This is a genomic window from Gordonia sp. NPDC003425, assembly GCF_053588635.1.
Map to the genome: position 1 here is coordinate 60,836 of NZ_JBSFQI010000006.1, position 20,576 is coordinate 81,411.

The 20,576-nt window shown below is 69.1% G+C and carries 18 protein-coding genes and 1 riboswitch; of the genes, 11 read left to right on the forward strand and 7 right to left on the reverse strand.

Going from position 1 to position 20,576, the window contains the following annotated elements; genetic code table 11:
* Window positions 1–51 precede the first annotated feature (51 nt).
* The gene (locus ACWDTD_RS09305) at window positions 52–1,596 is read left to right on the forward strand and encodes an adenylate/guanylate cyclase domain-containing protein (RefSeq protein ID WP_449746811.1); all 1,545 of its coding nucleotides are present in this window, start codon (window positions 52–54) and stop codon (window positions 1,594–1,596) included.
* 87 nt (window positions 1,597–1,683) lie between these two features.
* Here ACWDTD_RS09305 and ACWDTD_RS09310 read toward each other — a convergent pair whose 3' ends face one another.
* A complete protein-coding gene (locus tag ACWDTD_RS09310) occupies window positions 1,684–3,276 on the reverse strand; it encodes a Na+/H+ antiporter (protein ID WP_449746812.1) in 1,593 nt (530 codons plus the stop codon).
* 117 nt (window positions 3,277–3,393) lie between these two features.
* Here ACWDTD_RS09310 and ACWDTD_RS09315 point away from each other — a divergent pair, with 117 nt between their 5' ends.
* The 3 genes from ACWDTD_RS09315 to ACWDTD_RS09325 all read left to right on the forward strand — a co-directional run bounded on the left by ACWDTD_RS09315 (window position 3,394) and on the right by ACWDTD_RS09325 (window position 5,994).
* On the forward strand, window positions 3,394–3,738 hold the full coding sequence (locus ACWDTD_RS09315; protein ID WP_449746813.1) for a UBP-type zinc finger domain-containing protein: 345 nt from the start codon (window positions 3,394–3,396) through the stop codon (window positions 3,736–3,738).
* Window positions 3,739–3,828: 90 nt separating this feature from the next.
* Window positions 3,829–5,502 (forward strand): formate-dependent phosphoribosylglycinamide formyltransferase, encoded by a 1,674-nt coding sequence (gene purT / locus ACWDTD_RS09320; RefSeq protein ID WP_449746814.1) that lies wholly within the window; start codon window positions 3,829–3,831, stop codon window positions 5,500–5,502.
* 12 nt (window positions 5,503–5,514) lie between these two features.
* The gene (locus ACWDTD_RS09325; RefSeq protein ID WP_449746815.1) at window positions 5,515–5,994 is read left to right on the forward strand and encodes a DUF456 domain-containing protein; all 480 of its coding nucleotides are present in this window, start codon (window positions 5,515–5,517) and stop codon (window positions 5,992–5,994) included.
* Between the two features lie 9 nt (window positions 5,995–6,003).
* Here ACWDTD_RS09325 and ACWDTD_RS09330 read toward each other — a convergent pair whose 3' ends face one another.
* Genes ACWDTD_RS09330 through ACWDTD_RS09340 form a run of 3 tightly spaced genes read right to left on the reverse strand, consistent with a single transcriptional unit; the run spans window position 6,004 to window position 8,971 of the window.
* On the reverse strand, window positions 6,004–6,816 hold the full coding sequence (locus ACWDTD_RS09330; protein ID WP_449746816.1) for an ABC transporter ATP-binding protein: 813 nt from the start codon (window positions 6,814–6,816) through the stop codon (window positions 6,004–6,006).
* Window positions 6,813–7,940 carry a FecCD family ABC transporter permease gene (locus tag ACWDTD_RS09335; protein ID WP_449746817.1) on the reverse strand — a complete coding sequence of 376 codons (1,128 nt, stop codon included), beginning with the start codon at window positions 7,938–7,940 and terminating at the stop codon, window positions 6,813–6,815. Before ACWDTD_RS09335 ends, ACWDTD_RS09330 begins: the two co-directional genes overlap by 4 nt.
* Window positions 7,937–8,971 (reverse strand): FecCD family ABC transporter permease, encoded by a 1,035-nt coding sequence (locus ACWDTD_RS09340; RefSeq protein WP_449746818.1) that lies wholly within the window; start codon window positions 8,969–8,971, stop codon window positions 7,937–7,939. Before ACWDTD_RS09340 ends, ACWDTD_RS09335 begins: the two co-directional genes overlap by 4 nt.
* A 202-nt stretch (window positions 8,972–9,173) precedes the next feature.
* On the opposite strand from ACWDTD_RS09340, the gene ACWDTD_RS09345 reads away from it, so the two are divergent.
* Window positions 9,174–9,761 carry a hypothetical protein gene (locus ACWDTD_RS09345; protein WP_449746819.1) on the forward strand — a complete coding sequence of 196 codons (588 nt, stop codon included), beginning with the start codon at window positions 9,174–9,176 and terminating at the stop codon, window positions 9,759–9,761.
* Window positions 9,762–9,976: 215 nt separating this feature from the next.
* Here ACWDTD_RS09345 and ACWDTD_RS09350 read toward each other — a convergent pair whose 3' ends face one another.
* Window positions 9,977–11,368, reverse strand: coding sequence for an FAD-dependent oxidoreductase (locus ACWDTD_RS09350; protein WP_449746820.1), 1,392 nt, complete (start codon window positions 11,366–11,368; stop codon window positions 9,977–9,979).
* Between the two features lie 204 nt (window positions 11,369–11,572).
* Here ACWDTD_RS09350 and ACWDTD_RS09355 point away from each other — a divergent pair, with 204 nt between their 5' ends.
* The 3 genes from ACWDTD_RS09355 to ACWDTD_RS09365 are packed head-to-tail and all read left to right on the forward strand — an operon-like array spanning window position 11,573 to window position 13,688.
* Window positions 11,573–12,082 carry an Rv0361 family membrane protein gene (locus ACWDTD_RS09355; protein WP_449746821.1) on the forward strand — a complete coding sequence of 170 codons (510 nt, stop codon included), beginning with the start codon at window positions 11,573–11,575 and terminating at the stop codon, window positions 12,080–12,082.
* Window positions 12,079–12,492: a rhodanese-like domain-containing protein gene (locus ACWDTD_RS09360; protein WP_449746822.1), complete on the forward strand. Its 414-nt coding sequence runs from the start codon at window positions 12,079–12,081 to the stop codon at window positions 12,490–12,492. The genes ACWDTD_RS09355 and ACWDTD_RS09360 overlap by 4 nt, the downstream gene beginning before the upstream one ends.
* Window positions 12,489–13,688, forward strand: coding sequence for an O-succinylhomoserine sulfhydrylase (locus ACWDTD_RS09365; RefSeq protein ID WP_449746823.1), 1,200 nt, complete (start codon window positions 12,489–12,491; stop codon window positions 13,686–13,688). The genes ACWDTD_RS09360 and ACWDTD_RS09365 overlap by 4 nt, the downstream gene beginning before the upstream one ends.
* Before the next feature lie 51 nt (window positions 13,689–13,739).
* Here the strand turns inward: ACWDTD_RS09365 and ACWDTD_RS09370 are convergent, their stop codons facing one another.
* Together ACWDTD_RS09370 and ACWDTD_RS09375 are read right to left on the reverse strand one after the other, a co-directional pair.
* Window positions 13,740–16,151 carry a serine/threonine-protein kinase gene (locus ACWDTD_RS09370; RefSeq protein WP_449746824.1) on the reverse strand — a complete coding sequence of 804 codons (2,412 nt, stop codon included), beginning with the start codon at window positions 16,149–16,151 and terminating at the stop codon, window positions 13,740–13,742.
* Window positions 16,152–16,183: 32 nt separating this feature from the next.
* Complete coding sequence (locus ACWDTD_RS09375) at window positions 16,184–17,332, reverse strand: isochorismate synthase (RefSeq protein WP_449746825.1); 1,149 nt, start codon at window positions 17,330–17,332, stop codon at window positions 16,184–16,186.
* Window positions 17,333–17,423: 91 nt separating this feature from the next.
* A riboswitch (SAM riboswitch) is annotated at window positions 17,424–17,537 on the forward strand.
* Window positions 17,538–17,553: 16 nt separating this feature from the next.
* On the opposite strand from ACWDTD_RS09375, the gene ACWDTD_RS09380 reads away from it, so the two are divergent.
* The 3 genes from ACWDTD_RS09380 to ACWDTD_RS09390 all read left to right on the forward strand — a co-directional run bounded on the left by ACWDTD_RS09380 (window position 17,554) and on the right by ACWDTD_RS09390 (window position 20,570).
* Complete coding sequence (locus ACWDTD_RS09380) at window positions 17,554–18,864, forward strand: aminotransferase class V-fold PLP-dependent enzyme (protein ID WP_449746826.1); 1,311 nt, start codon at window positions 17,554–17,556, stop codon at window positions 18,862–18,864.
* The gene (locus tag ACWDTD_RS09385) at window positions 18,861–19,298 is read left to right on the forward strand and encodes a hypothetical protein (RefSeq protein ID WP_449746827.1); all 438 of its coding nucleotides are present in this window, start codon (window positions 18,861–18,863) and stop codon (window positions 19,296–19,298) included. Before ACWDTD_RS09380 ends, ACWDTD_RS09385 begins: the two co-directional genes overlap by 4 nt.
* A gap of 81 nt (window positions 19,299–19,379) precedes the next feature.
* Window positions 19,380–20,570 carry a phosphatase PAP2 family protein gene (locus ACWDTD_RS09390; RefSeq protein ID WP_449746828.1) on the forward strand — a complete coding sequence of 397 codons (1,191 nt, stop codon included), beginning with the start codon at window positions 19,380–19,382 and terminating at the stop codon, window positions 20,568–20,570.
* The last annotated feature ends 6 nt before the right edge of the window (window positions 20,571–20,576 follow it).

Below are 20,576 nucleotides of genomic sequence, written 5' to 3' on the forward strand. Positions count from 1 at the left end.
GGCCCGTGGCAGTCGCGACGACCCGCGGGGGAGCTGTGACAAAGTGTGTGCATGATACTGGGGGAGCGCGACTACGGGTCGGTGCTTCTCGGGTCGGCGTCGGAGGGCCGCATTCGCCGGCGCATCCGGATCCAGACGGTGCTGACCGGCACCATCGTGGTGGCCAATCTGATCGGCGCGGCGGCCGCGATCGCTCTGACGGCGGTCGGCATCCCCGAACCCTCGGCCTTCCTGCCGCAACTGTGGTGGGTCAACTTCATCGTCGTGCCCGTGTACGTGACGGTGGCCTTCGTGATCGGGATCGGGTGGGGCACCTTCGCGATCGTTCGTGACCTGCGCTGGGCGATCCGCCGGGAACGGCCGACGGCGGCCGATGCCCGACGCACGCAGCGAGTGCCGCGGCGGCTGCTGACACTGCAGGCGTTGCTCTGGTTCGGCGCGGTGGTCTTGTTCACGATCCTCTACGGGATCGCCAACCCGATGCTGATACCGAAGATGTTCTTCGTCACCAGTCTCAGCGGGGTGGTGGTGGTCGGCGTGTCGTACCTGCTCATCGAGCTGGCGCTGCGACCGGTGGCCGCCGACCTGATCAGTGCCGGCTACCGGCGCCGCAAACGTACCGGGGTGCGGTCGCGGTCTTTCGTCGCCTGGATGGTCGGGTCGGGCACACCCATCTTCGGCATCCTGCTGGTGGTCTCGTTCGGCGCCTTCCGCGACGACACCACCAAACTGGACCTGTTCGTCGGAGTGTTCGTGCTCGCGGTGATCTCACTGGCCACCGGCATTGTGCTGACCTGGCTCACCAGCGAGAGCGTCACCGCACCCATCCGCAGCGTGCGCCGGGGCATGGACCGCGTGCAATCGGGTGACCTCGGTCCCAGCGTCGACCTCGTGGTGTACGACGGCACCGAACTCGGCGACCTGCAGGCCGGTTTCAACGCCATGGTCGGCGGGCTGCGGGAACGCGACCACATGCGCGACGTGTTCGGCCGTCACGTCGGCCGCGACGTCGCCGAGGCGGCACTGAACTCCGATCCGGAACTCGGTGGCAGTGAACGCGTGGTGGCAGTGGTGTTCGTCGACGTGATCGGGTCGACCACCCTGGCCGCCGACCGCAGCCCGACCGACGTGGTGGCCATCCTCAACCGGTTCTTCGGGGTGATCGTCGAGGAGGTGGAACGTCGGCGTGGACTGGTCAACAAGTTCGAGGGCGACGCCGTGCTCGCCATCTTCGGGGCCCCCATCGACCTCGACGACTCGGCGGGTGCCGCCCTGCGCACCGCCCGCGACATCGCGGGCCGGCTGGTCGACGAGGTGCCCGAACTCTCGGCCGGAATCGGTGTCGGATATGGCCACGTGGTGGCCGGAAACGTCGGAGCCATCGAGAGATTCGAGTACACGGTGATCGGCGACCCGGTCAACGAGAGTGCGCGTCTGTCGGAGCTGGCCAAGCGGAACCCGCGCCGGCCGCTGGCGTCGGGACGCACCCTTGACGCCGCCGGGGAGCGGGAGGCCGCCCGGTGGCAGCGGGCCGAGTCGGTCACGCTGCGGGGGCGTGCCGAGGAGACCGAGGTCTACGAGCCCCGCGACGAATAGCGCCAGAAAGGTCACCGCAGGGTGGGGTGAGGTGTCATATGCCATGTCGGGGTCCGCTCCGGTGACCCTTCTGGCGCGTGTGAGTCCTCAGGTGTCCCGGTCGTTGGTGCCCTCGGCGTAGTCGAGCCTGCGCAACGCCAGCCGCAGCACTTCGTCGTCGATGCGGCCGGCGTCGCGTTCGTCGATGAACACGCCGCGCTGGATCTGTAACAGCTTGTTGCGCATACGGTTTCCGGCTGCGGTTGGGCTCTCGCCGAGGGCGTCGGCGCCGCGGCCGAGTTCCTCCCACGCGGTGTTGCGCTGGGTGGTGACCCATTTGCGCAGCATCCCGATCTGCAGGCGCCGCGGGTCGTGGTCGGGGATCTGCTCGGCTACCGCGTCGAGGTATTTCTCCGACTCCCGCGATGCACGGTCTTGGGCCGAGGCCAACGCCAGACGGTCGGCGGCCTCGTCGTTGCCGGAGACACCGAGCTTGCCGATCACCCACGGCAGTGTGGTGCCCTGGATGAGCAGGGTGCCGACCACCACCACGAACGTCAGGAACAGGATCTCGGGCCGCGCCGGAAACGGCTCCCCGGACCGGGTGACCACCGGGATCGAGAATGCCGCCGCCAACGACACCACCCCGCGCATGCCCGCCCACCCGACGATGAACACCCACGACGCCTTCGGTGCCGCCTCGCGCTCGCGGACCCGCGATGAGAAGAGCCGCGGCAGGTAGGTGGCCGGGAACACCCAGACGAAGCGCACCAGGATCGTCGCGGCGAGCACCAGGGCGGCATCCCTGGCCACGTGCGTCCACGATTCCCCCGACAGCCCCTTGATGAGGTCGGGCAACTGCAACCCGATCAGCAGGAACACGAACGCCTCGAGTACGGCGTCGACCGCTTTGCGGACCGATTCCTCCTGCAGTCGGGTGGCGTAACCGAGCCGCACCGACCGCTGGCCCAGGAACAGCCCGGCGGTGACCACCGCGATCACCCCGGACGTGTGGAGTTCTTCGGCGACGAAATACGTGCCGAACGGCACGGTGATCCCGATCGCGGTCTCCATCGTCGGGTCGTCGAGCCGGTCGCGCACCCATGAGACCAGATATCCGACGGCCAGGCCGATGGCGGCACCCCCGATCGCGGCGATCAAGAAGGTGGTCAAACCCATCCACACCGACGTGGTGGCCCCGATCGCCGCGGCCAGCGCCACCCGCAGGGCGGTCAGTGCGGTGGCGTCGTTGAGCAGGCTCTCCCCGCCGAGCAGCGTCATGATTCGTTTGGGCAGTCCCAGCCGACGGCCGATCGCCTGCGCGGAGACCGCGTCCGGTGGTGCCACCACCGCGCCGAGGACCAGCGCCGCGGCCAGCGGCAGATTCGGCACCGTCGCGTAGGCCACCAGCCCCACCACCACCGTGGTGAACAGCGGCAGCCCCACCGCGAGCAGTCCGATGGCGCGGCGGTTGGCGCGGATCTCCTGATAGGAGCTCTCCTGTGCGGCCGAGTAGAGCAGCGGCGGCAGGATCACGAACAGCACGAACTCCGGCTCGAGGGTGGCTTCGGGCAGCCCGGGAATCCAGCCGATCGCCAGGCCGACGACGACCAGGATCAGCGGCGAGGACAGGTTGTAGTGCCGGCACACGGCAGCGATCGCCACCGACACCACGACCACGAGCAGCAGGGAAGCGTTCACCGGTGCAAACCTAACCGGTCGTGCGCGACTCGTCGCGCCTGATTCGTCCTGCCTGATTCGTGGCGCCCGATTCGCCGGGACAGTCGGAACCATTGCGTCCGGCGGGATAATGCGTGCATGAGCATCTTCGGTCGTTCCTCCCGCACCCGACGCGATCCGGATTCCACCGCCACCGCCGTCGCGGCCCGGTGCCCCGAACTCGGCAGCATCGGGCTCGATCCGGCCGCTGATCCACCGCCGGCGACCGGTGACATCAGCGTCTGCGAGGACTGCCTACAGCTCGGCGAACGGCACTGGGCGCATCTGCGCATCTGTCTGGAGTGCGGCCATGTGGGGTGCTGCGATTCGAGCCCGCGCCGCCACGCCACCGCGCACTTCCAGGACATGGGCCATCCGGTGATGCGCTCGGCCGAGCCGGGCGAGGCGTGGCGGTGGTGCTACATCCACGAACTGACCGCGTGAGTTCTCAACGATCGATGCACGTGCGCGGTGTCGGTCCGACGAGCGACGAACTCGTCGCACCAGCGTGAACCGGACACGTAGGATTTGGGGATGACCTCGAGCAGCGAGAGCGGTGCACAGGCGCAACCAACCCAGATCCCGGTCCGCCAGATGCCGCCGGCGCAACCCACTGTCGGACCCCCCGATGTGCTGGGCACACCCTCGTCGCCCACCGCTACACGCGTGATGGTGCTCGGCTCCGGAGAACTCGGCAAAGAGCTCGTCATCGCGTTCCAGCGACTCGGCGTCGAGGTGATCGCCGTCGACCGCTACGAGGGGGCACCCGGTCATCAGGTGGCGCATGCCGCCGAGGTGATCGACATGACCGACGCCGATGCGCTTCTCGCCCTGGTGGAGAAGTATCAGCCCGCCTACGTGGTTCCCGAGATCGAGGCCATCGCGACCGACGCGCTGCAGACCGTCGAGCGCCGCGGCCTGGCCGAGGTGATCCCGACGGCGTCGGCGGTGGTCACCACGATGAACCGTGAGGGCATCCGGCGCCTGGCCGACGAGGACCTCGGACTGCCCACGTCGCCGTACCTGTTCGCGGGTTCACTCGACGAACTGACCGTGGCCGCCGGTCAGGTGGGTTTTCCGTGCGTGGTGAAGCCGGTGATGTCGTCGTCGGGCAAGGGACAGACCGTGTTGCGCAGCGCCGACGACGTGCCCCACGCGTGGGAGACCGCGACCACCGGCGGCCGGGTGGCCGGCGAGCGGGTGATCGTCGAGGGCTTCATCGACTTCGACTACGAGATCACCCTGCTCACCGTGCGGGCCATCGACCCGGCGACCGGCCGCCTCACCACCCACTTCTGTGCGCCGATCGGGCACCGGCAGATCGACGGCGACTACGTGGAGAGCTGGCAGCCGCACGAGATGAGCGGCTATGCGCTCGGCGCGGCCACGTCGATCGCGGCACGGGTGGCCACCGCGCTGGGCGACGGGAAGCTCGGCGGCCGAGGCATATTCGGCGTTGAACTCTTCGTCAAGGGCGACGACGTCTACTTCTCGGAGGTGTCGCCGCGCCCGCACGACACCGGATTGGTCACCATGGCCACCCAGCGCCTCTCGGAGTTCGAGATGCATGCGCGTGCGATCCTCGGGTTGCCGGTGGACGTGACGCTGGCATCGCCGGGTGCGTCGGCGGTGATCTACGGCCAACTCGACGAGGAGGCCATCGCGTTCGAGAACGTCGCCCACGCGCTCGCCATCCCCGAGACCGACATCCGGCTGTTCGGTAAACCCGAGAGCTTCCATCGGCGCCGCATGGGTGTGGTGACCGCGACGGCCGACGACACGCAGACCGCGCGGGAGCGGGCGGTGCGCGCGGCGTCGACCGTGATCCCGGTGACCGGGCGTCCCGCCCGCCGCACCACGGCCGCTCCGGTGCCCCCATCTGCACCCGAACCCCCGGCCGGGCCTCGGCCACCCGCCGGGCGTCCGCCCGCACCACAGGCCGGTCCGCCGCAACCCGGTATGGGTCGGCCCGGTCCCGGCCCCCAGCAGCCGGGGCCCCAGCCGCCGGGACCCCAGCAGCCGGGCCCCCAGCAGCCGGGACCCCAGCAGCCGGGACCCGTTGCGCCGCAGGCGGGTCCGCGACCACCGCAGGCCGCGCCACGTCCCCCGCGGCCCGAAGCCCGGCCCGAGATGCCCCGACCCGAGGCGCCCCGCCCGGACGGGAGCCACGCGCCCGCCGTCGATCAGCCGCGGGCGAGCGTCGACTGAACCGGCCACCGGATGCCGCTGTGGGGTGAACTGCTCGTCGCCGCGGGCATTCTGATCGGCCTGCTCGGCATCGTGATCCCGGTGCTGCCCGGCAGCCTGCTGGTGGTGGCCGCGATCCTGGTGTGGGCCGCGATCATCGGCGGCAAGGCGTGGATCATCTTCGGTGTCGCTCTCGCCCTGGTGGCGTGCGGCGAGGTGATCAAATACTTTGTCGCCGGAAAAGTGTTGCGGGCCGGCGGAATCCCGAACGTCACCGTGATCGTCGGCGCGCTCACCGGTATCGTCGGGTTCTTCGTGATCCCGGTGGTCGGACTGTTCGTCGGCTTCATCGTCGGCGCCATGGTGTCGGAACTGGTGCGCACCCGCACCATGGCGCAGGCCTGGCGTGGCACGCTGTCGGCGGCCAGGGCGTCGATGTACACGATCGGCATCGAACTGTGCGCCGCGCTGCTGGCGGCCGGGGTGTGGCTCGTCGGCGTGGGTCTCTGGTGATCGAACTCTCTAGCCGCTGATCCGGGTGGGGGGCCGTGCGCTGCGCGCGCCGATCGGCACGATCATCGGGTCCCCGAACACGGGGTCGGGGATCACCCGCGCGCGCAGCCCGAATGCCTCATCGAGGAGGTCTTCGGTGATCACCTCGGTGGGCGTGCCGTGCGCCACGATGCGTCCACTCGTCATCACGAAGAGTGAATCACTGTAGCGGGCAGCGAGATTCAGGTCGTGCAGCACCATCACCACGGTCTTGCCGTGCTCGGCGCGCAGCGCATGCACCAGATCGAGGATCTCGATGGAGTGTGCGAGGTCGAGGTAAGTGGTCGGCTCGTCGAGTAGCAGCAGGTCGGTGCCCTGCGCCAGCGTCATCGCGATCCACACCCGTTGCCGCTGCCCGCCCGACAGGGCGTCGAGGCGACGGTCGGCGAGATCGGTGGTGTCGGTGAGTTCCAGTGCCCGGGCGACGGCGGCCTCGTCCTCCTCGGACGCCTGCTGATACCACTTCTGATGCGGGTGCCGGCCTCGGCCCACCAGGTCGGCGACGGTGAGACCCTCGGGCGCAACGGGATTCTGCGGCAGGATGCCCAGGGTGCGGGCGACCTGCCGCGGCCGGGTGCGGTTGATGTCGGTGCCGTCGAGCATCACGGTGCCGCGTTGCGGCGTGAGCAGACGCGAAAGTACCCGCAGGAGCGTCGATTTGCCGCACCCATTGGGTCCGATGATGGTGGTGACCGCGGCATCGGGGATCGCGATGTCCAGCCCGTCGATGACGGTGGTGTCGTCGTATCCGACGGTGAGTTCGTGTGCGAGAAGTCTGCTCATGCGGTCGACTTTCGGGACAGGGAGATCATCAGGTAGATCAGGAACGGGCCACCCACCGCGGCGGTGACGATGCCGACCGGCAGACCGCCGGGAAGCACGGTGCGGCACAGCAGGTCCCCGGCCAGCACCAGGACCGACCCGACGATGCCGCCAAGCAGCGGCGTCGGCACCGGGGTGCGGGCCAGGCGCATCGCGATCTGCGGGGCGAGCAGGGCGACGAAGGCGATCGGTCCGGCCGCCGACACGGCCAGCGCGGTCAGCCCGACCGCCACCAGCAGGATGGCCGCCGACACCGCGCCGGTGCGCACCCCGAGTCCGCGAGCGATGTCGGGGCCCAGCGACAGCACGCCGATCGGCCGCGACAGCACCGCGATCGCGACGATCCCGACCAGCACCGCGACCAGCACCGGCCACACCTGCGCCCAGCCGGTGTTGGCCACCGAACCGACCAGCCACACCTGGGCGCGGGCCACGTCGGTGATGTCGGCGCGGGTCAGCAGGAACGAGGTGAGTGCCTGCAGCATCCAGGTGATGCCGACCCCGATGAGCACCAACCGCAGCGGGTTGATCCCACTGTTGGCGGCACGTCCGGGCCACGCCAGCAGGTACATGATCGCGGCGGTGCCGAGCCCGCCGACGAGCGCGGCCGCGGGCACTCCGATGTCGGCGAGCCAGGCGCCCCACGTGTTGCCGAATGCGATGGCGGCCACCGCGGCCGCTCCGGCGCCCGCGGTGATGCCGAGGATGTCGGGGGTGGCCAACGGGTTGCGCGCGATGAGTTGGGTGAGTGCGCCTGCCGCCCCGAGCGCGAAGCCGACGAGCACCGACACCAGTGCCCGCGGCAGCGTGTCGGAGAGCACCACGACGTTCTCGATTCGGGTGCCGCCGCCGAGCAGAATGCGTGCCACGTCGGTGGGCGACAGTGGATAGTCGCTGATGCCGACACTGAGCAGGAACAGCAGCACGGTCAGCACCGTCGCCGCACCCCCGACCAGCACCGCGCGTGGCCGCACGATCCACGACGACCTGCCGATCCGGACGACGACGGACCCGGGTGAGCGTGATCCGGACCCGCGCGGTGTGCGGTGGTCGGTGCCCTGACGATCGGTGGTCTCCGCGGTCATACGCTGGTCAGTATCTGCTTGCGGACCATGACGATCAGGAACGGTGCGCCCACCAGCGCGAGCACCACACCCACCTGCACCTCGCCCGGGCGGGCCACCACGCGGCCGATGACGTCGCAGACCAGCATCAGTGTTGCGCCCAGCAGCGCCGAGTACGGGATGATCCACCGGTAATCCGGTCCGGTGACCGCACGCGCGATGTGCGGTACCACCAGACCCAGGAACACGATCGGCCCGCAGGCGGCGGTGGCCGCACCGATGAGCAGGGTGATGGCGGCGATGCCCACCGCGCGGATCACCAGCACGCGTGATCCCAGCGCCTTGGTCATGTCGTCGCCAAGGCTCAACACGTTGAGGAAGAATCCGCTGGCCACCGCGAGCACGAGTCCGATCACGATGAACGGCAGACTGGCCCAGAACACATCCATGCCACGCCCCGACGTCGCGCCGACGCTCCAGAAGCGCCACGCGTCGAGCGATGCGGTATCGGTGAGCACGATCGCCGACGTGATCGCGATCAGCATCGCCGACAGGCCGGTGCCTGCCAGTACGAGTGTCACCGGGGACGCTCCGGTGAGGGCGGCGACGCCGAACACGGCGCACGAGGCGACGATCGCGCCGACGAGTCCGCACACCATGTAGGCGATGGGTGAGGTGATACCGAGCAGATACACACCGCAGACCACCGCCAGCGCGGCGCCCGCGTTGACGCCCAGCATCCCCGGGTCGGCGATGGGGTTGCGGGTATGGCCCTGGGTGATCGCTCCTGCGGCCCCGATCGCGAGTCCCACGATCAGTCCGAGGACGGTGCGCGGCACCCGCAGGTCCCAGACGATGCCGGCGGTGTCGTCGGGTTTGTCGATATGGGGCAGTTGCAGGTGCAGGGCGGCCTGCCAGATCTCACGGGCTCCCGCGGCGAACGCGTCCCAGGACTGTGCCGGAGGGATGGTGCGGGCGCCGATCACCACCGAGGCAACCATCGCGGCGAGCAGCACCGCAGCGATCACCACGAGCCCGCCGAACCGTCGCACAAAGGGAAACCTTACCTCACTTGGCCATTGGCCTCCCGCGCCGACCGCGATCACGGGGAGGTTGCAACGGGCTCACATTTTCGTGAGGGTGGGTAAGGATCGCACCGATACGTAACAAGTTGCTGTGAGTATCCGATAATCCTGGACACAGTCATCCGAGGGTGCGGACCCGACGCGGGTCACCGACGAAGAAGGAGTTCTCATGAACAAGACGCTGAAGCGCACGGTGGCCGGACTGGCCGTCGCCGCCGGTATCGCGGGCGGATCATTCGTTGCAGGAGCTCCCGCGCATGCCGATCCCCCGCCTCCGCCCGCGGATCTTGCCCTGTACGGCGGTGTGGACTGCTACTGGAAGGGCTGGGGTCCGACGTGGGATCAGCTTCCCGGCTGGCGTATGCACCGGTTCATGGGAGCGGTGAACATCGGTGGCTACACGATGACCAACGTCACCGTCACCGAACTCGGTGGGGCCACCAAGACGGTCCCCGCTCTCACCAAGGAGCAGGCGCAGAAGGCGGGCGCCAAGGATCCGCGCGCAACCAAGGCCGGCGAACTCCTGCCGGGCCAGGCCTACGCGGCGTTCGAGACCACGTGGCGCGGTTGCTGGCCCTCGTCGATCTCCGGATACACCATCGGTGCGCAGGTCGAGCCGAACATCTTCAACAACGCGGGATTCTGGTGGAACATCGACCAGCAGGGCGGCGATCAGAAGGCGGTCCCGAACACGCAGAAGGCGACCCCGACGAGCCTGGGTACCCAGGCACCCCCCGCGGGCGTGACGCCGAACTGACAGCAGGACCACAAAGGGCCGACCGGGGAGATCCGGTCGGCCCTTTTGTGATCTCGACAAGCTCGATCAGCGGGGGACGCTCGATCAGCGGGGGGTCGCTCGATCGGCTGTGATCTCGACAAGCTCGATCAGCGGGGGGACGCTCGATCAGCGGGGGGCGCTCGATCAGCGGGGGGCGCTCGATCGGCGGGGGACGCTCGATCAGCGGGACGGGGTCATGCCTTCTGAACCTTGTGGGGCTCGGAGGCGGCGAGCATGTCCTCGCGTTCGACCACCTTGACGCGTTCGCGGCCCTCCGCGGCGCCGAGCGCGCGCTCGTGCTCGTCGAGGCGGTACCAGCCGTCCCAGGTGGTGTACGGAATGTTCTTCGACTCGAGGAGCTCGATCACGGCGTCCTCACCCGGGTTCTTCGGGTCGAGCAGCGCGTCGTTGCGCATGTCGTCGAGGATGCACTCCACGGTCTCGTTGGCGTCGCCCTTGGTGTGGCCGATGAGGCCGACAGGTCCGCGCTTGACCCACCCGGTGGTGTAAAGCCCGACGAGGTGGGTGCCCTCGTCGAAGATGCGGCCGGCTTCGTTGGGGATCACACCGGCCTGGCTGTCGAACGGGATCTGCGGGAGGTTGTCGGACAGGTAGCCCACGGCCCGGTAGACGGCGGTCACGTCCCAGTCGGTGTAGCGGCCGGTGGGCTTCACGTTGCCGGTGCCGTCGAGCTGGGTGCGCTCGGTGCGCAGGCCCACCACCTCGCCGTTCTCGCCGAGGATCTCCACCGGCGATTCGAAGAAGTGCAGGAACAGCTTGTGGATCGCACCTTCCTTGGGTTCACGCATCGCGTAGTTCTCGATGATTGTGGCCACCTGGTCGGTGATCTTCGAGCCACGCCGCGCCACGGCCGACCCCTCGTCGTATTCGATGTCCTCCGGGTCGACGACGACCTCGATGGTGGGAGAGTGGTCGAGTTCCTTGAGTTCGAGCGGCGTGAACTTGGCCTGCGCGGGTCCGCGACGGCCGAACACATGCACCTCGAGTGCCTTGTTCTGTTTGAGGCCTTCGTAGACGTTGGCCGGGATCTCCGTCGGCAGCAGTTCGTCACCGGTCTTGGCCAGCACGCGCGCCACGTCGAGGGCCACGTTGCCGACGCCGATGACCGCGACCTTCTCCTCTTCCAGCGGCCATTCGCGCGGGAAGTCGGGGTGTCCGTCGTACCAGGCGACGAACTGCGCGGCGCCGTAGCTGCGCTCGAGGTCGATGCCCGGGATGCCCAGCGCCCGGTCGTCGGTGGCGCCGGTGGAGAAGATCACCGCGTCGTAGAGGGTTTTGAGCTCGTCGAGGGTGATGTCGGTGCCGTAGTCGATGTTGCCGAGCAGGCGCACCTGCGGCTTGTCGAGGACCTTGTGCAGCGCGGTGATGATGCCCTTGATGCGCGGATGGTCGGGGGCCACGCCGTAACGGATCAGGCCGAACGGGGCGGGCATCCGCTCGTAGAGATCGATGCTGACACCCTGCTCTTTGGCGGTGTCGGACTTCATCAACGCGTCGGCGGCGTAGATGCCGGCGGGGCCGGCGCCGACGATGGCTACCCGCAGCGGGCGGCTGGTGTCGCTCATGTAGGGGGTTCCTCGAACTGTTCGGAATACGTCGTATCCCCTCTACGGTAGGCGCTCGGGCCCGCCGCGCCCAAAATTGTGTGAGGGTTACCTCAGTCATGGTGCGGCGCGCAGTCGCTTCGGGGGCCGTCCATTGCGTTGTCGGTGGCGCACCGGGACCACCGCAAACCGGTCACCGGGTGATCGCTCGTTACACTGCGGGCCATGCCCAAAGGTGGACGTGACCCTCGCAAAGACCAGGTCGGCGACAATTCTCCCCCGGTCGACGACGAGGGGTCGAAGTCGTGGAAGGACGCGTGGCCGTTCTGGGTGGCGCTGATCGTGGTGGTGGCCGCGATCCTCGGGGTGGTGCTGTCGAACGTGCTGCGACCGGCCGAAGACCGGGCGAGCGATTCGGCCCAGGTGCAGTTCGCGATCAACGACGTCTACACCGCGCGCAACAACGTCGACTACGGCAAGTACAAGGCCGCGACGTGCGCGACCGATGTGACGTCGGGGGCGATCCTGCCCGAAGCCGAGTTCGTCGCACAGAACCGGAAGTCGGTGGAGACCAACGGGCGCATCGTGATTCCGGAGATCACCGACGTGACCGTCACCGGTGACCGGGCCACCGCGCGAGTACATTGGCATTTCGACAAGTCCCCCGATCGGACGCAGGTGACCAGCGTCGTCGTGGTGAAGGACAACGGAGACTGGAAGGTGTGCAAGGCATGACCTATGCCGGCGATCTGACCCCGCTGCAGGCGTGGGAGAAGCTCGAGAACGATCCCAACACGGTGCTGGTGGACTGTCGCACCCGAGCGGAATGGTCGTTTGTCGGCGTCCCGGACCTGGAGATCATCGAGAAGCAGACGGTCTTCGTCGAGTGGACCACCTTTCCCGAGGGCACCCCCAACGAGGCGTTTGTGGCCGAGTTGCGCGACGCCGGCATCACCGACAACAACGAGGTGATCTTTCTGTGCCGATCGGGTCACCGGTCGATCGGCGCCGCCGAGGCGGCCACCGCGGCGGGGATCGCCAAGGCGTATAACGTGCTCGACGGATTCGAAGGGGCGCTCGACGAGAACGATCACCGCGGCGCGGTGGGGTGGCGTGCCCTCGATCTGCCGTGGCGGCAGTCGTGAGCGGCGAACTACCCGAGGGCGTATCCGCGGACACGCTCGCCGTGCGCGGCGGCCTGGCGCGGTCGGGCTTCTTCGAGACGTCGGAGGCCTTGTACCTCACCTCCGGCTACGTCTACGACTCGGCCGAGGCCGCCGAGCGTGCCTTCACCGGTGAGGACGAGCGGTTCGTCTACTCCCGTTACGGCAATCCGACGGTCGAGATGTTCCAGGAACGGCTGCGCCTGATCGACGGCGGCGAGGCCTGCTTCGCCACCGCCAGCGGGATGGCCGCGGTGTTCGTCGCGCTCGGTGCGCTCCTCAAGGCCGGAGACCGACTCGTCGCGGCGCGCAGCCTGTTCGGCTCCTGTTTCGTGGTGGCCAACGAGATCCTGCCCCGATGGGGTGTGCACACCGACTTCGTCGACGGTGAAGATCTCGATCAGTGGGAGCAGGCGCTCGCCACCCCGGCCGACGCGGTGTTCTTCGAGACGCCGTCGAATCCGATGCAAACCCTCGTCGACGTGGCCAGAGTGTCCGAACTCGCGCATGCCGCAGGTGCGAAAGTGGTGCTGGACAACGTGTTCGCCACCCCACTGCTGCAGCGCGGCTTTGATCTGGGGGCCGACGTGGTGGTGTATTCGGGCACCAAACACATCGACGGGCAGGGCCGGGTGATGGGCGGTGCGGTGCTGGGCACCAAGGAGTTCATCGACGGCCCGGTGCAGACCCTGATGCGCCACACCGGCCCGGCCATGAGTCCGTTCAACGCCTGGACACTGCTCAAGGGTCTGGAGACGCTGCGCCTGCGAGTGGACGCATCGGTGTCCTCGGCGCTGCGTATTGCCGAGTTCCTGGAAGCCGATCCACGCGTGCGATGGACGAAATACCCGTTCCTGCAGTCACATCCGCAGTACGCGCTGGCCCGTGAGCAGATGTCGGGCGGCGGCACCGTGGTGACCTTCGAACTCAACGACCACGACGGCGTCGACGGCAAGAAGCGCGCCTTCGAAGTACTCAACGCGCTGCGCGTCATCGACATCTCCAACAACCTCGGCGATTCGAAGTCGCTCATCACCCACCCCGCCACCACCACGCACCGTGCGATGGGACCCGACGGCCGCGCGGCCATCGGACTCACCGACGCGGTGGTGCGCCTGTCGGTGGGACTCGAAGGGGTCGACGACCTGCTGGCCGATCTGGACCAGGCCCTGGGATGACGCCCCGTTGATGCCCGATTCGGTGCGCACACAACGGAATTGGGTGGTGCATCAGATGATGCGGTGCAGACCCACGTAGACCTTGCCGCCGTAGGACTCGACGGTGCCGTTGGTCTGCCACCGCCAGAGGATGTCGCCGTTTCCGGGGGCCAGTGCCAGCAGATCGCCGTCCTCGCCGAAGGTGGAACCGATCAGTGCACGCGTCCCGTCGCTCGCGAACACCCTCGGCTCGCTGGGGACCGACCCGTGCGGCGACACCGACCCGGCATAGGAGTCACCGAACGCTTGCGCATGGGACTCCGTGGCGAACGTGTTGCTGACCATGAACGCCGTTCCGGTGCCGGTGACCGACGGCGGTAGTCCGCCGTTCACCAGACCCTGCCACAGAATGTGGCCGGTGGCGGGATTGACGACGCCGAAGTCGGCCGTTCCCACGCCCAGCGCGTCGAACGAACCCTTGCGTACCACCACGGGAAGACTGGTCAACCACGGCGTATCCGTTCCCCGCAGGATGCCACCCCCGGCCACGCCGACCTGCGACGATGTCCAGCCGTTGGGGCTGACCGCCGTGCGGGTGCCGTTGAGGTCGTAAAACTCGGCGTGCCCGGCGCCGGGGACCATGAAGCCCCCCACATACGGCGCCCATGGGGGCACGGCGTCGGGTCCGGCGTCGATGGTGTGCAGCACCTTCCCGTCGGAGACGCGGCGCCAGTCGGTGCGGTCCTTGGAGAACGGGTCGGACTCGTCGCGCGAGGTGGTGATGGTCACCACGCCGCCGCCCGATACGGGTGTGGGGGTGGCACTGGTGCTGGCGCGCCACCGCTGGCGACCGGCGGCGTCGACGCTGACGATGTCGGAGAGCGTCGACGACGGCGGGGCCGGGTTGGTGGTGGCGGTGAGCACGAAACCGTTGTCGGCGGGTACGGGATCATGGGCGTCGGTGAGCCGACCGGTCACCGCGCCCCGGTCGAGGTCGACGAACACGACCGCCGACGTGCCCGGGCAGGCGGCGTGGGTTCCCGGGACATCGATCGCGCATTCGGGGGCGCCGTAGCCGCCGGTGCCGGTGAGATCGACCGATCGTGCGAGCTTGCCCGAGTCGGCGTCGATGATGTCGAGGAGTTCGGCTTGCTGCGGGGCGGGCGACAAGCGCCAATTCAGCACATATTTCGCGCTGCCCCCGGCGAACCCGCTGCTCGGCGAGCCCGGCGGCGGGGTGTACGTCCACAGTGATTTGTCCGGTTTATGCTCCAGCGATGCGCTCAGCGGAGTCGCCGCGGTGCGCTCGAGCGTGGTGGCCTCGGCAACGGGTATGGCGGGGTCGGGTGGGGCCTTGTGCGGCCTGACAACGAAGTACACCCCGGTGGCGGCGGCGATGACGACCACCAATGCTGCCGCACCGCCGACGAGCCACCACTTCTTGTGACTCTTCTGAACAGGTGGTTGCGGCCCGGCGAAAGGTGGTCGCGGCGCGGATCCCGGCGGGGGCTGGTGTGCCGGGGGTGGGGTGGCGCGGCCTGCGACGGTCGGCGCGTAATGCGGGTTCGGCGGCACGGGGTGTGGTGGTGGCTGCGGCTGATGTCGCGGTTGCGCGGCGGTGGTGCGGGCGACGGTGGCTGATGTGTCGGCTGCGGGTGCCGGTGCGGTGAGTGCTGTTGTGAGGGCGGTGGCGAATGCGGTGGTGGTGGGGTAGCGGTTGGCGGGATTTTTGTCGGTGGCGGTGGCCAGGACGTCGTCGACGGTGGGGGATAGGTCGGGGCGGTCGGTGCGCAGGCTGGGGAGTGGTTTTTCGAGGTGTCGGGCGATGACGGCGACGGCGTTGGTGTCGGTGTGGGGTGGGTGTCCGGTGAGGAGGTGGTAGGCGGTGCAGGCCAGGGAGTATTGGTCGGATCGGCCGTCGAGGGCGAGGCCGCGTAGTTGTTCGGGGGAGGCGTAGTCGAGGGTGCCGATGGTGGTGCCGGCGGCGGTGAGTTGGGTGTTGTCGGTGCCGGTGCGGGCGATGCCGAAGTCGGTGAGTAGGACGTGTCCGGTGCGGCTGATGAGGATGTTGGCGGGTTTGACGTCGCGGTGGACGAGGCCGTTGTCGGCGGCGTGGTCGAGGGCGGCGGCGACGTCGGCGGTGATGCGGGCGGTTTCGTGGGCCGGGAGGGGGCCGTGGGTGCGCAGGATGTGGTCGACGTCGGTGCCGTCGATGAGTTGCAGGGCGATCCAGAGGTGGCCGTCGGTGTCGCCGCGGTCGTGGACGGCGACGATGTTGGGGTGGTTGAGGGTGGCGACGGTGTCGGCTTCGCGTTCGAAGCGGCGGCGGAAGGCGGGGTCGGTGGCGTATCGGGGGTTGAGGACTTTGAGTGCGTCGGAGCGGGGTAGTCGGGGGTGGCGGGCCACGTAGACCTCGCCCATGCCGCCGGCGCCGAGGAGTCGTTCGATGGTGTATCCGGCGAACACAGCGCCCGGTTGCAGCACTACAGAATCCTCCTCGGGTGGTCCCCGACAATCTAGCGGGCGGGAGGGAGGTCGCCGACGCCGAGGGCATTGAGCACGGTCGACAGTTTCACCGAGGTCTCGTCGAATTCGTTCTGCGGGTCGGACCCCGCGACGATGCCGCCACCCGCCCAGGTCCGTACGTGCCGGAGGTCCTCGGAGAGTTCGAGGCATCTGATGGTGACCATCCACTCGCCGTCGCCGGCCGCGCCGCACCAGCCGACGGCGCCCGCGTACAGTCCGCGGGGCTCTTCGTGCGTCGAGATGAATTGTGCCGCAGCGGCTTCCGGAGTGCCGCAGACGGCGGGGGTCGGGCTGAGCAACAGGGCCAGATCGAGTGCGGTGATCGTGGGGTCGGCCAGCGTGCCGCGGATCGGGGTGCTCAGATGCCACACCTCGCCGGTCGCGGTGAGCACCGGCTCGTCGGGTACCGCGAGGTCGCGGCAGACGGACTCGAGGACGTCGCGGACATGGTCGACGACAAAGGCGTGCTCGGCGCGGTCCTTCTCCGAACCCAGCAGTGCGTGTCCGGCGGCGCGATCGGCCGCCGGGTCCGCCGACCGCGACGCCGAGCCCGCGTAGGGGCGGCAGGTGACCTCGAGTCCCTGCTTGCGCAGCAACACTTCCGGGCTGGCGCCCAGAAGCCAGCGTGCGGTGCGGTCGGCCTCGGCATTGACGCCGACGTCCACGGCGAACGCGTTGTGGTCGGCGTTGCCGTGCGCGAATGCGGCGAGCAGGTCGGCGACGACGACCGGCGGTTCCACCGTCATCTCCATCGACCGTGCCAACACCACCTTGTCGAGTTCGCCGATGTCGATGGCGTCGATGGCACCGGCGACCCGAGCGCGATGGGTGTCGGGGGCGGGGACGAGTAGCGAGCGCACCACCCGATGCGGCGTCGCCGGCCGGCCGCGCAGCGGGGTGGAGGTGTGCCGAATGGTCTCGGGCACCAGCAGCGCCGCCGTGTCGGCGGCATCGAACGGGATGGCACCGGTGATCGCGCCCACCCGGCCGCCGCGCAGTGCGTCGGCCGCCTCTGCGGCGTCGGTGAATCCCTCCGACGCCCCGGCCGCACGCACCGTGCCATGCGGCCGCGACAGCACGAAGACCTCGGAGGGATGCGGGGCCTCGGGGAGGACGTCGTCGTCGGCGGGGTCGGACATGGATCTCACGCTACCGAGGCGGCGACCTCGAATTGCGCGCACGCTGGGTGAAAATTGACACCCCGACGCCGCATCGGCGATTCTTGGTGCAGGTCATGAGCGCCAGCGACAAGCCCCGGCTTGCTGGCCGGCAACCCTCCTCCGCGGTGGGGTGCTCCGGGTGACGACCCGGCCGTATCCGAAGTGGGTACGGCAAGCGTGGATTCCAAGGAGATCTCTCGATGACTGCTGTGCTCACCAGCCCCACCGTTACGCACCCCGCCCCGGCCTGCGCCGGAACGACGATCACGCCGCTGGCCGAGGTGACCGGTGCCGGACACACCGCACCCCTCGCCGACGGCACCGAAGTGCGCTACGCCAACCTCGATTACGCCGCCAGCGCCCCCGCCCTGCGGGCCGTCGCCGACGCGGTGACCGAGGCGCTGCACGGCTACGCCAGCGTGCACCGCGGCGCCGGTCACCTCTCGCAGGTCACCACCCGGCGCTACGAGGAGGCTCGCGAGGTGGTGCGCCGCTTCGTGCGGGGCCGGGTGGACGACACCGTGGTGTTCACCCGCAACACCACCGACGCCATCAACCTCGCGGCGCACGTCACTCCCGGCGACGTGGTGGTCCTCGACATCGAACATCACGCGAACCTGCTGCCCTGGGTGTCGCGGGAACGGGGCAGCACCCGCATCGTGTCGTCGCGGCCCACGATCGAGGCCACTTTGACGGCGATCGACTGCGAACTCGCCGCCCAACCGGCTGCGCTGCTGGCGGTGACCGCGGCGTCCAACGTGACCGGTGAGGTGCTGCCGATCGGGCGGCTGGCCGCGATCGCGCACCGCCACGGTGCACGCATCCTGGTCGATGGGGCGCAACTCGTGGCGCACCGTGCGGTGTCGTTGGTCAGCCACGGCATCGACTATCTGGTGTTCTCCGGCCACAAGCTGTACGCGCCCTTCGGCGCGGGCGTGCTGATCGGCCGCCACGACTGGCTCGATGCCGCCGACCCCTACCTCGCCGGGGGTGGGGCCACCGCCGATGTCGGCATCGTCGACGCCGCCGGCACCGACAACTGCACCTCCACGGTGTGGCACACCGGCGCGGCACGGCATGAGGCCGGTTCGCCGAATGTGTTGGGCGCCATCGCGATCGCGGCCGCCTGCACCGCCATCACCGAACTCGGCCACGAGCTGATCGGCGTGCACGAGCACGAGCTGTGTGCACGGCTCGACGAAGGTCTGGCCGGCATCGACGGCGTCACTCCGCTGCGCGTGTTCTCCGACGCGACCGAACGGGTCGGCATCGCCGGGTTCTCGGTGTGCGGTCACTCGCCGCGCGCGGTGGCCGAATACCTCAGCGATCATCACGGCATCGGGGTTCGCGACGGAAAGTTCTGCGCGCATCCACTGCTCGATCGGCTCGGACACCCCGACGGCGCCGTGCGCGCCAGCTTCGGGCTGGGCACCGGGTCGGCCGACATCGACCGCTTGCTCGACGCCCTGCGATCCCTGAGCGACCCCGACAACCGAGAGGTGCAGCCATGACCATCGAATCGACCGTGACCGGGCAGATCAGCATCGGTCGTCCGGCGCTGGCCGTGGCTCTCGCCGGTGACGCGGGCGCCGCGTCGTTGCCGATCGTGGTGCGACGTGCGACGCTGCGCGAGGCGCAACGCACCCGATCGCTGCTGCGTGCGGGCACCCGCGACACCGCGAGCTTCGCGGTGGCGTTGGAGGTGGAGGTGGCGATCGCACCGCACCCGTCGTCGGCGCGGGCGTCGGTGGTGGCGAGCGGGGTGGGTGACCCGCGCACGGTGCGCTACGTGGGCACCCCGCATGGCTTGTCGACCCTGATCCGCGACATCTACGCCGCGGAGGTGGCCGACGCCGTGATCATCGTGCCGATCGACGGCTCGGCCACCGAGCACCGGGTGCGCGCCGAGGTGTTGCCGCAGTTCGCACTCGGGCGAGCCGCCTGAACCGGGCCTGGCGCTGCCGATGCGCAGTTCGGGTCGAGCCGTCGTTACCCACAGTTCACCGGCTTGTGTTTGATTCACTGCATGAGAAGGTCACCGAATCCATCGCCCCGGACAGCGTGGCGCGTTCTGTCGGCGCCGGCGACCCTGCTGCTGGGGTGCCTGCTGGCGGTGGGTGTGGCGGTTCCCGCCCACGCTGCCCCGCCCAGGCCCACCCCCATGCCGTTCCCCGCCGCGGCGCTCGCGACGGTGTATCCGTCCGACGTGCACGGCAACGAGATCACCTACTACAGCGTGGTGGAGGGCTTCGGCGACCTGCGGGCCAACCACCCCGAGGTGATGAACCGCAACCTCGCCACCGCGATCGCGATCAATCAGGGCGCGAAGAACGATCCGGTCCGTGTACAGCGGGCACTGGCCGACGCCTATGCGATCTCGGGTACGAGCAACACGCTGCTGGCCACGATGTCGGATGCCTTCGGTGTGCGTCTGGGCGCGCAGTTCCGGGCTGCGCTGGCCGCGGGCCGGTTGCCGAAGGTGGCCGCACTCCTCGACGGGACCGCCGCCCGCGCCGGCGGAATCACCAATTCGACGCTCTTCGAGAAGTTCGCGTTCGGCAACCGGCGGCCGTATCAGGTTGCGCCCGAACGCATCCAGAAGTACTACCGGCCCGGCCAGGAGAAGGACGCGTATCCCACCGATCCCTCCTTCCCGTCCGGCCACACCGCCGCCGCGACGCTGCGCGCCGACATCCTGGCAATGATGATTCCCGAACTCACACCGCAGTTCCTCAGCCGTGCAAGCGAAGTGGGCTACGACCGGATCGTGATGGGGGTCCACTATCCGCTCGATGTGATCGGCGGGCGGATGGTTGCCGATGCGTCGGCCGACGACCGCTGGTCAGACCTGTCGTTCCGTCCGCTGATCCTGGCCGCGGGCAAAGAACTGCGTGCCGAACTCGAATGGCGTTGCGGTGCAACACTTGCCGTGTGTATCGCACGCGACGTGCCCTATCAGACCACCGCGCAGGCGTTGGCGACGATCCGCGATCGCGGCACCTACGGCCTGCCGCGCGTCGGTTCGCCGGACGCGCCGCTGGTCGTGCCGCCGCAGGCGGTCGACGCACTCGGCCCCATGCGGCCCGGTTCGTCGGCGGCACAACGGCTGGCGCTGTTGGAGCGCACCGCCCGGCCGGCCGGATATCCGCTCGATGATCAGCGTCCCGGGAAACCGTCGTGGCAGCGCCTCGACTTCGCCGCGGCCGCAGTGGGCTGACGGTCC

Bases quoted from the DNA above. Each gene is read 5' to 3' on its own strand.
- ACWDTD_RS09305 (WP_449746811.1), top strand. From the start codon at position 52: ATGATACTGGGGGAGCGCGACTACGGGTCGGTGCTTCTCGGGTCGGCG.
- ACWDTD_RS09315 (WP_449746813.1), top strand. From the start codon at position 3,394: ATGAGCATCTTCGGTCGTTCCTCCCGCACCCGACGCGATCCGGATTCC.
- purT (WP_449746814.1), top strand. From the start codon at position 3,829: ATGACCTCGAGCAGCGAGAGCGGTGCACAGGCGCAACCAACCCAGATC.
- ACWDTD_RS09325 (WP_449746815.1), top strand. From the start codon at position 5,515: ATGCCGCTGTGGGGTGAACTGCTCGTCGCCGCGGGCATTCTGATCGGC.
- ACWDTD_RS09330 (WP_449746816.1), bottom strand. From the start codon at position 6,816: ATGAGCAGACTTCTCGCACACGAACTCACCGTCGGATACGACGACACC.
- ACWDTD_RS09335 (WP_449746817.1), bottom strand. From the start codon at position 7,940: ATGACCGCGGAGACCACCGATCGTCAGGGCACCGACCACCGCACACCG.
- ACWDTD_RS09345 (WP_449746819.1), top strand. From the start codon at position 9,174: ATGAACAAGACGCTGAAGCGCACGGTGGCCGGACTGGCCGTCGCCGCC.
- ACWDTD_RS09350 (WP_449746820.1), bottom strand. From the start codon at position 11,368: ATGAGCGACACCAGCCGCCCGCTGCGGGTAGCCATCGTCGGCGCCGGC.
- ACWDTD_RS09355 (WP_449746821.1), top strand. From the start codon at position 11,573: ATGCCCAAAGGTGGACGTGACCCTCGCAAAGACCAGGTCGGCGACAAT.
- ACWDTD_RS09360 (WP_449746822.1), top strand. From the start codon at position 12,079: ATGACCTATGCCGGCGATCTGACCCCGCTGCAGGCGTGGGAGAAGCTC.
- ACWDTD_RS09375 (WP_449746825.1), bottom strand. From the start codon at position 17,332: ATGTCCGACCCCGCCGACGACGACGTCCTCCCCGAGGCCCCGCATCCC.
- ACWDTD_RS09380 (WP_449746826.1), top strand. From the start codon at position 17,554: ATGACTGCTGTGCTCACCAGCCCCACCGTTACGCACCCCGCCCCGGCC.
- ACWDTD_RS09385 (WP_449746827.1), top strand. From the start codon at position 18,861: ATGACCATCGAATCGACCGTGACCGGGCAGATCAGCATCGGTCGTCCG.
- ACWDTD_RS09390 (WP_449746828.1), top strand. From the start codon at position 19,380: ATGAGAAGGTCACCGAATCCATCGCCCCGGACAGCGTGGCGCGTTCTG.